Origin of the sequence: Bacillus cereus (genome assembly GCF_002561295.1) — a bacterium.
GTDB lineage: Bacteria > Bacillota > Bacilli > Bacillales > Bacillaceae_G > Bacillus_A > Bacillus_A cereus_S.
Genome location: NZ_NTUG01000050.1, coordinates 39,055 through 49,532, shown reverse-complemented (window position 1 = coordinate 49,532; position 10,478 = coordinate 39,055). Strand labels below are relative to the sequence as shown.

Genomic DNA, 10,478 nt, shown 5'->3' with positions numbered 1-10,478 from the left:
CAATTGGGGTGCAGTTCAAAATGGCATTCATTTTAGCTCTTTTTTTTATAAATTTAATTCTTTTATCATACACTCCTATTTCCCTAAACCACTTATAAATATTTGTCTTTATCCCATATAATAAATAAACGAGACTTTGAAAGGAGCATACAATTTATGAAAGCATTTATTATTATCGTTCTTACTTTTCTTAGTGTCATTAGTTGGGAGGCTTTTTTTAAAGACAAAGATGATAAAAATAATCTAAATCTGCGGGATGAATAATTTTTCTTTAGTATGGATTTTCCTCTTTAGTCCTTATACCAAACTCGCCATCACCAAGATTATTCTACAAAAATATACGAGAATCCTAATTCCGACGTTATGAACTTGCAAATTATGTAGTTTTTTCTTTTGTTGTTATCGGTTTCCATCCACATACATTTTTTGAAAGTATGATATAATAATATAAAATCTTTTATAGAAAGGATTTAGATATCATGATCGCTCGAAGGAGCATGTGGCATCGAATTGATGAATCTTACACGTAGCGTATTTTTTTGCTCAGATACTTTTGTCTAGCGAAAAAAATACGAGAGTGGGGAAATTATGATTGCCCGAAGGATAATTTGGCAACGAAAAGACTCTTCTTACACATAGCGTTTTGTTTAAGTCACATCGGTAATTTCTAAACAAAACAAAGAAGAGGGCAGGATTGCTAAATAACAAATCCTACTCCAAGTTTTGTTTAGTCGTTTTTAGACTTAAACTAAAACGAAAGTAGGGAGAATTGATGGACGAGAGGATTATTCGTTATTTCTTCAGTGATATATAACGTAGTTAGTTTACAAGATGAAAAGAACTACTAACTACGGAAAGAAGGAATAACGATGAGGAACATCCAAAGTCGACAAATTATTAAAGAGATTTTTATGGTTTTAATCGGTTCATTTATTTTATCAGCAGCACTATATCACATTCATTTCCAAAACCACTTAACTGAAGGTGGCTTTGTAGGAATTGCGCTATTTATCCAAAACTTTTTTGATATTTCACCGTCAATTTCAACTGTATTGATGGATATTCCGGTCATTTTATTATGTGCTACATTTTTAGGTAAGAAGATGGTTGGTTATTCATTTATGGGTTCGATTTCATTTGGCGTATTCTATTCTTTAATGGAAAATTTCTCTCCATTTACAGTAGATTTATCAAATCATTTATGGATCGCTGCAGTACTTGGTGGCGCGCTAGCTGGGATTGGACTCGGTTTTATATTACGATTTGGTGGTGCAACCGGCGGAGACGATATTTTAACAATTGTCCTAAGTAAAAGAACTCGCTTTACAATTGGGCAGATTTTCTTCGTCTTTGATGCGATCGTACTTGCACTTTCATTATATTATTTAACTTGGACAGAAATTGCTTTTACTATTCTTTCAATTGCCGTACAGGCAAAAACATTGGATTTAATTTATTATCCAAAAACAGAAAAGAAAACGGTATCTATTCCAATGTCAAAAAAACATGCAACAAACTAAAAAGCGAAAGGCCTTTGCCTCTCGCTTTTTTCATGCTCTCTTTTCTTTCTCTAATATGTAACGAACTTGGTAGAACCTATTTGCAAACTCTGTTACATTCCGCGTTAGACGATAGTTCACCGTAGAACCAATCGCTATTCCTAACACAGGAATACCTTGAAATAGTTTACGACGAAGCGCATAAATAGAAAATGTCTTCAAAATTTGTTTTAACACAACTTCTGTAGAAGCTGGTTTTAATACGTCTTCTTCTCCTTCATAAAAGAACGGATCTTCTTGTTCTAACTCCTGCAGCAAGTTATACCAAGCATATTGCTGAAGCCTTGCTGGCAACAGCGCAGCATGGAATACTTTTAAAGCAAGCATCATTTCATAAGGCTTGTTCACATCATGGCCAAACGACGTTGCAATAAGCTGCACAGCCTTTACGTTCAACGCAATCATGACTGGAAAATCAGCTGTCAATAATAACAAACCACCTACTCCAGTCGCTCCTCCCTGCACGAAAGAATATAAACGATGACGCGCCGTCTGCTGCTCCGCTATATATGTTAATTGATCTATGGATAACTCTTTCAATCCTTCCAACTGTTCAATCGATTCATCAAACAACCGCGCTGTTCCTAAAATACGATTTCTCGCATCAAGCTGTGATTGTGAGCTTTGAATCAATGCATGGAGATGGAATAACCATCCGTCCGCTTTCGCAAAAAACTCTTTTCGCTTTTTCTCTGGAACTTTCGCAACTGAAGCATGCAACCATTTATCAAACATCTTTTGAAAATCGGTAGACTCCTGTTCTAACAATTGCACTTCCCAATTTTTAACCTCTTGTAAAATGGCTTGTTCTCGCTTTGATCGCATCGTAACAACCACCTCGCACAGTTTTTTTCTATTGTAACATATTTCCGGTTTTTCTTTGTAAATCTGATAAGCTAAACATATATTTATCCAGTACATAGGAGGTCATTGTATGTATCCACGCGCAAAGGCATTTGGAATTGCACTTCACAACGAACGAATTCTCGTTCAAGAGTACATGACGGAAAGCGAAACCTATTACAGACCACTTGGCGGTTCTATTGAATTTGGAGAGAAATCAAATGAAACCGTGATTCGTGAATGGAAGGAAGAATTAGGGACACAGGTAGAAGTGATGGATTACTTAGGATGTCTCGAAAACATGTTTCATGGAGGACATGAAATCATTCAATTGTACTCTATTCGGTTTTTAGATCCATCACTATATGAAATCAAAATGATTCCTATACGAGATGAAGAGTCGAATACATATGCGAAGTGGATTCCTATTACAGCATTTCTCGGGCAAGAAAAAGTTTTGTATCCAAATGGACTAATCGAGTTACTTGCAATAAAAATAAAAGACGGAATCCTATAGGATCCCGTCTTTTTTACATATATTAACCAATGTCTCCAAGACGTAATACGTCACGAGCAATCATAACTTCTTCGTCAGTTGGAATTACGATAATTTTTACTGGAGAGTGAGAGAAGCTGATGAATGCTTCTTCACCATGAATGTCGTTGCGTTTTGGATCGAAGTATACGCCCATAAACTCAAGGCCTTCTAATACACGCTCACGAATTAGAGCACTGTTTTCTCCAATACCAGCTGTAAAGATGATTGCGTCTACACCTTTCATACGAGCTGCATAAGAACCAATATATTTATGAATACGCTCTACGAATACATCTAGCGCTACTTCTGCACGGTGGTTTCCTTCTTCTTCCGCTTGTTCGATGTCACGTAAGTCACTAGAGAATCCAGAAAGACCTAGCATACCACTTTTCTTGTTTAATACGTTCAGAACTTCTTCTACAGTTTGTCCTGTTTTTTCCATGATGTATGGAATTAACGCAGGGTCAAGGTTACCAGAACGTGTACCCATTGTTACACCAGCAAGTGGAGTGAATCCCATAGAAGTATCGATAGATTTTCCGCCTTCTACAGCTGCGATACTTGCACCGTTACCTAAGTGGCAAGAAAGTAAGCGTAAGCTTTCAAGTGGACGACCTAATAATTCAGCCGCACGCTCAGTTACATATTTATGAGAAGTTCCGTGGAAACCGTATTTACGGATGCCGTATTTCTCATAGTATTCATATGGTAAGCTGTAAAGATACGCAGATTCTGGCATTGTTTGGTGGAATGCTGTATCGAATACTGCTACCGCTGGTACATTTGGAAGTACTTCTTGGAACGCTTTAATACCAACAATATTTGCTGGGTTATGAAGTGGTGCTAAATCGCTTAACTCTTCGATATCTGCTAACACTTCGTCTGTAATTAAAACAGAATCAGCAAACTTTTCGCCGCCGTGTACAACGCGGTGGCCGATACCGCTAATCTCATCAAGAGATTTCACGATTCCGTTTTCAGTTAATTTGTTAAGAAGCATATTAACTGCTACTGCATGATCTGGAATATTTGTAACTTCTTTTTGTTTTTCGCCGTTCACAGTAATTGTGAAGATACTATCTTCTAAACCGATACGTTCTACTAAACCTTTTGTTAATACTGTTTCACTTGGCATTTCAAATAATTGGAATTTCAAGGAAGAGCTTCCTGCATTAATCGCGATGATTTTTGACATCTGTCTTTCGCCCCTTTTTCTCTTGGTCGCTGTGTGGATTACTCCACAAACCGCTCGATTTTATCTGATTAAATTTACCAAATATGAAAACGTTTCACTTTTAGTAAATTTTATACTCACGAGTTTAATTTAAACATCGTACGACATATATTTCAAGTGAAAAAATTGTAACACCAAGAAAAAAAATATATTACAGATTTCAAAAAAATTCAGTTTTATCTTGTATATATTAAAAATTATTACACACAATACAAAACTGTACTATATCTATGAGTACTACTGTTACACACGTTATGACTTATGAGTAGCAAACCACTCATTTAATTGATCCATGATGTTCTCCATCGCTTTCATATTAGAAAACTTAGGTAATTCTACTAGTAACGCCTGTTTCGGCATCGTTACATTCGGACCTTTCTTTTGGAGAACAAATATACTTTTTGCATTTTTCTCGTTTTTAAACATGGAAACAGGAAGCTGTAATAATCCTTGAATAAAGCTTGTCTCCTTAATAAATGCATGTAATTTTGGTGCTTGATCACTTTCAAAGATGAAGTTCGGTACTAAGAAGAATAAATACCCGCCGTCTTTTGTATGCTTCACACTTTGTTCAATAAATAGGTGATGTGCATAAGACATTCCTTCATCTGCTTTTAAAGTATATTCACTTGCACCTATTTCGTTTGGATAAAACCCAATTGGTAAATCACAAACAACTGCATCTACTGGATCAATATAAAGCGGCGCTAATCCATCTTGATTGAAGAACTCGATTGCTTGCTTTTGTAAATTCGCATTCACTAAAGCAAGTCTAACAAGTACATCATCCACTTCTACACCAAACCCGCTTATCGTTGTACCTTCTGACGCGCCATTAAAAATTGTCGTCATTAAATTCCCTGTTCCAATAGCTGGGTCTAAAACAACGATTTCTTTCTGATCCTTCATAAACTTATGGAATAAGTAACTCATAAACATTCCAACTGCATCAGGCGTCATTTCATGATTGGCTTGCACACCCTCTTTCATTCCTTTTAGAATGGCAAGTTGAAATGCTTTGCGAATTTCTTCGCCTTTATATTTTTCTTCATTAAACTTACTATATTCACGATTCAATCGTTCAATTGTCGATTCAGATAATTCCTCTTGCAGAATCGCTCCTTCAAACAAGTTATCTCCTGTTTCTACAAGCGCTTCTAAATATGTTACATCCAATTCTTTACGTAAAATTACGGTAGAAGAATCAAAAATAGAAAATAATGTTTCTACTGTCTGACTCACGCATATTCCTCCTTCAGTCAATTACACATAACTTATATCATACCATAAAGTGAAACTTTAATCAGTGGAGAAGCTTCTTTCCCTCACTGATTATTAGCCCTCACCAATTGAGCAACCTAATTTTTTGCCAAAAGAAAAAGCGACCTCTTTTTTAGAGCTCCCTTTTCAGATTAAAGTTTATATCAGCGGTTCGCCATAAAATACTAACCATTGGACAATACATGAGAAAAAACGACCTCTTATTAAGAGGCCGCTTTTATTCCTATTACTTAGCAGCTTTTGCTGCTTCTAATGCCGCTTCGTAATTTGGATGGCTTGTACCTTCGCTTACGTATTCTACGTAAACTACTTTGTCGTTGCTATCTACTACGAATACTGCACGAGCAAGTAAACGAAGCTCTTTCATTACCAAGCCGTAAGCTTCACCGAATGAAAGGTCACGGTGGTCAGAAAGTGTTGCTACGTTTTCTAAACCGTTTGCTGCACACCAACGTTTTTGAGCGAATGGTAGGTCCACACTAATTGTTAATACTTTCGTGTTTTCAATACCAGCTGCATCTTGGTTAAAACGACGAGTCTGTGCATCACATACACCTGTGTCGATAGATGGTACGACACTAATTAATTTCACTTCACCTTTGTATGTTTCTAAACTTACTGGAGATAAGTCATTTGCTAACACTTGGAAGTTTGGCGCTTGATCGCCAACCTTAACTTCTGTTCCAACTAAAGTAATTGGGTTACCTTTAAAAGTTACATTTGCCACTTGAAAATCCTCCTTTTAATAAAACAAAGTATGTATAGTATTCATGATAGTCATAATGCTTCTAAAATACAAATGAAACTAACTCAATTTATATATTTTTTCAAAAAAGATATCACATTCCAATATGAATATATTTTCAGCTTTCGTTTTATTATTGCTCCTGTTGTTGTAAAAGCGCCTGTATATCTGCTACATCAATCATATATTTCTGCTCCTCCGTACGTTCCTCTATCGGTAGCGTAGCAATACGGTAATCTAAATTTTTCATCGCTTGTTCAACAATTTTACGGGACAATCCTGCATTACCGTATGTCTTATCACGATTTTCATACAGATACGTAAAATACTCAAATAACATATGTCTTGCGTCGTCTGTCATCTTATACTGCTTTTTAGCCATATAATAATTTGCAATTTGAATCATTTCTTCCGGCATATAATCTTCAAATACAAGACGACGATCAAAACGACGACGAAGACCCTTATTACTCTCTAAAAATTCTTCCATTTCATCTTCATATCCAGCAACTAATACGATAAACTCCCCACGCTTATCCTCCATTTGCTTTAACAATAATTCCACAGCTGTATGTCCAGGGTCATTACTATCTTTATTTGTCAGTGTATATGCTTCGTCGATAAACAATGTTCCTCCCATTGCTTTTTGTAATACACTAGCAGTTTTCTCTTCCGTACCACCTCGATATTTATCAACTAATTCTTTTCGATCTACTTCAACGCAATCCCCACGCGATAAAATCCCTAACGCTTCGTACACCTTAGCAATAATCCGTGCAACCTCAGTCTTCCCTGTCCCCGGGTTACCAATTAATGCAATGTGCATAGAGAGCTCACTTATATCCTTACCTTCTTCTCGGTAATAAGAAACGAGCTGGATTAATCGCTCAATTTCTTCTTTCACTGCTTTTAATCCAATTAAACTATTCAAACGTTCCATTTGCTCTTGTAATAACTTTTCATTAATCGGAACAGCTACTTTTCTTGCCTGTTTTTGTTGGAAGGATTGTTCAACATCTTCCAAACAAATTGTTGTCAATACGCCTTCTTTCTTCCACTCACTTCTTGGCAATGTGCTAATTCGATTCGCTTGCAATGTAATCCATTTATCCACTTGTTCTCGGACCATTCGTGCGTTTCCAAAATGTTCATCGCGTTTTCTATATAGCCATACAAACTGTTCATATACATAGTTTATCGCTTCTTCTGTTAAAACGTATTTCTTATCACTTAACAATCGCTTTCCAATTTCTATCAGTTCATCCGGCGTATAATCCTCAAATTTCATATAAGATACAAATCGACTTTTTAAGCCTGGATTAGAAGAGATAAAGCGTTCCATTTCTTTTTCATAACCAGCAACAATACATAAAAATTCCCCACGATGATTCTCAAGAGCTGCTAATAAAACATCAATAACTTGATTACCATAGTCACGGCTACTGTCATCGACACTTAATGAATATGCTTCATCAATAAATAAGACGCCGCCCATTGCTTCTTCAATGTATTTTTTTGTTCTCTCTTCAGAATGTCCAATATACGATCCAACTAAATCTTCACGTTTCACTTCTACAATATGCCCTTTTTCAAGTAAACCTAGTGATTTATATACTTTACCAAGCAAACGAGCTATCGTTGTTTTTCCAGTACCAGGATTTCCATAAAAAACTGTATGCTTTGGTTTAATGTCCTCACCTGAATCAAGGCCTACTTCTTTCCGATAACGAGTAATTTCTACAAGATTCATTAATTGTTCAATTTGTTCCTTAATGCTGTTCATTCCGACAAAACGATTTAACTCCGTCATTATATCTTCTGGATCTATGTCTTCTTTTTGTTCTTTCACTTGTTCTACAGCTTGTTTTTCTTGTAACACTTCATCAGATTGTACCCTCTGTCGTGATACCTCTACATATGTTTTACAATTTTCTAAGGTAGCTGCGCTGTTATCAGCAATTTGATACGCCGTTTTTTCTATATCAAAACACTTTATATCCTTTAAACTCATTTGACTTTCAGCGGCAATAGTAATCCCCTTGAAAGCATCATAGATGTTACACTTTTGAATAACACCTTTTACATGCGAATTAATTTCAATTGCTGGTGATTTATCTACTTGAGATATTTCACATTGTTCAATCCAACATTCACTTTCTTTTCCTACTAAAAATACTGAATTCTCGCTATGCTCAAAATTACTTTTCTTTATATCAAATTGACTTTCTTCACTGTATACCATTGGATATGTAAATTGAGAAATGCTTCCATTACTAAAGACAACATGACTATTATTTTTTATATTGAGTGCATTCCCCTCACAATTTCTAATATGAGTTTTCTCAATTGTCGCTCGTCCCTTGTTTACAAATAAACCTGTCCCCCGACAATCATATATATCGCACTCTATTACTTTCGATTGACTATCACTCATGATTCCAATCCCATTTAAAGAATTATACATTTTATTCCGTTGTAAAAGCACTTCACTTCCCTCAGAAATTCTTATACACTCTTTATTGAATTCTGATAAATTACAATCTTCAATTGAAGCAACACTATTATTATTGATATTTACAGCAGTGCACTTTCCTTTATGCAATTCACTGTTTGTAAGCTTTAAATGACTCTTACCTAGCCAGATTATCGGATTGACCTCACTATCAAATCCAACTATTTCACAGCCTTCTATTGTCAAATGACTGTTTTCTATAAAATTAAAAGCATTATGATTTCCTTCATATATTTTACATTTCATTGCATGTAAACTACTTTGTGTCCCATAAATCACTGAACTGGATTCATGTTGAAATTGAAATATTTCACATTCTTCCAATGTAAGGTTACTGCTGTCTTTTAAATAAACCGCATTACTAGCACCTTTATAAATTTTACATTCTTTAAACTGTGGACTACTTTGTTCAACAAATATAGTAGGATACTTTTCATTTAAAAACTGGTATATTTCACATTCCTCAAATAGACCACCAGCATTTTTTTGAAATGATATTCCGTTCGTTTCACCATCATAAAATTTACACTTTTTAAATGTTGGGCTACTCATAAGTACTGTTACAGCTTGTTTTTTAAAGTTAAAAGCTTCACACGCTTCAACAAAAGGTTGACTTTCTTCTTCAATATAAAAAGCTGATAATTCTCCCTCGTACATCTTACAAAATCTAACACTAGGCTCTGAGTTTTTAATCCGAAAAACATTCCCATTTATTTTATACATCCTACAATTTTCTATTACTGGTTTACTTCCACCAACTATTTGATAAGCGTTATTAGCAGTATAACGAATTTCGCATTTTTTCCATGTAGGTTGACTTTTTTCAATCCAAATTGCGGGGTACTCCTTACCCAATAAATTAAAGATTTCACAGTCCTCAATTAATCCTCCACTGTATTCTTTAAAGGTTATCGCATTTGCATTCCCATCAAATATTTTGCAGCCTTTTATAGCTGGTTGGCTCCCTTGAATATATATTATTGAATTTTCAAATTTAAACATCTCACAATTTTCTATGATTGGGTTACTTCCCTGCTCCATGTAAATCGCCTGTTTTTTCCCATCATGTAGTTTACAATTCTTTATAGTAGGAGCACTACTAGACATATATATATGGGCAGCTTGTATATCAAATATTTCGCAATTTTCTATAGTCGGTTTACTATTATTTTTTATAAAAATAGCATCACTCACACAATTATAAATACGGCAATTCTTAATAATTGGATTACTATTATTAAGAAATAGAGCTGGATATTTTTCGCTCTTCCCCCCATATATTTCGCAATCTTCTACCTTCCCTTGACTTCCATCTCCAAAATTGATTGCATTTTTATATCCCCCGATTACTTGACACTTTTGAATGTACAATGAAGCTTGTCTTTGCACATATATCCCCGAACCATTTTCCGGATAAATATCGCAGTCCTGTATTTGTAATGTTCCAGAATCACAATTTACTAAAGCTGCATCAGTTTGGCCAAGATGACGAATCTGAATCCCTTTTATAAATGTTTCACTTCCATTCTGAATGGATACGGCAGTTTGAAATGTTTCAATTACAGTATCACTCTTATCCCCTTCACTAATTATGTTGATATCTTTATCAATATGTATATCTTCTCTATATACACCAGGTTTTAATACAATCGTTGTACCTGGTGTAGCCCCTTTTACAGCATCTGCGATGGTTTTATATCTCGAAAATAATGATTTAGAAACGACAATTTCCTTCATACTTCGAATCTCCCTCCCACAATAATCCA

Annotated in this window: 7 protein-coding genes; 2 read left to right on the top strand and 5 right to left on the bottom strand. The window is 35.2% G+C overall.

What is annotated here, in order from left to right:
- Positions 1-869 precede the first annotated feature (869 nt).
- The gene (locus CN373_RS23405) at positions 870-1,520 is read left to right on the top strand and encodes a YitT family protein (RefSeq protein ID WP_098360280.1); all 651 of its coding nucleotides are present in this window, start codon (positions 870-872) and stop codon (positions 1,518-1,520) included.
- Positions 1,521-1,550: 30 nt separating this feature from the next.
- Here the strand turns inward: CN373_RS23405 and CN373_RS23400 are convergent, their stop codons facing one another.
- The gene (locus tag CN373_RS23400) at positions 1,551-2,384 is read right to left on the bottom strand and encodes an EcsC family protein (RefSeq protein WP_001256879.1); all 834 of its coding nucleotides are present in this window, start codon (positions 2,382-2,384) and stop codon (positions 1,551-1,553) included.
- Positions 2,385-2,493: 109 nt separating this feature from the next.
- Between CN373_RS23400 and CN373_RS23395 the strand changes: the two genes are divergently transcribed.
- Entirely contained in the window at positions 2,494-2,919 is a 426-nt protein-coding gene (locus CN373_RS23395) for an NUDIX hydrolase (protein ID WP_098360279.1), read from the top strand.
- Positions 2,920-2,941: 22 nt separating this feature from the next.
- Here CN373_RS23395 and CN373_RS23390 read toward each other — a convergent pair whose 3' ends face one another.
- From CN373_RS23390 to CN373_RS23375, 4 genes are all read right to left on the bottom strand, one after another.
- Positions 2,942-4,135: an acetate kinase gene (locus CN373_RS23390; protein WP_000034587.1), complete on the bottom strand. Its 1,194-nt coding sequence runs from the start codon at positions 4,133-4,135 to the stop codon at positions 2,942-2,944.
- A 291-nt stretch (positions 4,136-4,426) separates the two neighbouring features.
- Entirely contained in the window at positions 4,427-5,416 is a 990-nt protein-coding gene (locus tag CN373_RS23385) for a class I SAM-dependent methyltransferase (RefSeq protein ID WP_000084372.1), read from the bottom strand.
- Positions 5,417-5,681: 265 nt separating this feature from the next.
- On the bottom strand, positions 5,682-6,182 hold the full coding sequence (gene tpx / locus CN373_RS23380) for a thiol peroxidase (RefSeq protein WP_000024521.1): 501 nt from the start codon (positions 6,180-6,182) through the stop codon (positions 5,682-5,684).
- Between the two features lie 151 nt (positions 6,183-6,333).
- On the bottom strand, positions 6,334-10,449 hold the full coding sequence (locus CN373_RS23375) for a right-handed parallel beta-helix repeat-containing protein (RefSeq protein WP_098360278.1): 4,116 nt from the start codon (positions 10,447-10,449) through the stop codon (positions 6,334-6,336).
- Positions 10,450-10,478 lie beyond the last annotated feature (29 nt).